Origin of the sequence: Citrobacter sp. wls716 (genome assembly GCF_005280975.1) — a bacterium.
Taxonomy (GTDB): Bacteria; Pseudomonadota; Gammaproteobacteria; order Enterobacterales; family Enterobacteriaceae; genus Citrobacter; species Citrobacter youngae.
Genome location: NZ_SZWX01000030.1, coordinates 1 through 249 on the forward strand (window position 1 = coordinate 1; position 249 = coordinate 249).

The following is a 249-nucleotide window of genomic DNA, read 5'->3' on the forward strand; positions in this document are numbered from 1 at the left end:
CTGGAATTAAAAGGAATTGATCTAATGACACCTGTCAGGAAGAACATGAAGCAAAAGAAAATCCTTTTCCCTAATTTTTCAAAACGTAGAAAAGTGATTGAGCGAGTTTTCTCTTTTTTGACAAATCTAGGAGCTGAGCGTTGTAAAAGTCGTTCGCCTCAAGGTTTTCAATTGAAATTAGAGATGATACTTTTAGCGTATTCTTTACTGTTAAAATCAGCTAAATCACTGGAACCAGAGACTTTAAGA

At 34.5% G+C, this 249-nt stretch carries 1 protein-coding gene; it reads left to right on the forward strand.

All coding sequences use genetic code 11. From position 1 onward, the window contains the following. On the forward strand, positions 1 to 249 hold a 249-nt coding region (locus tag FDX24_RS10020), incomplete at both ends, for a transposase (protein ID WP_170973063.1).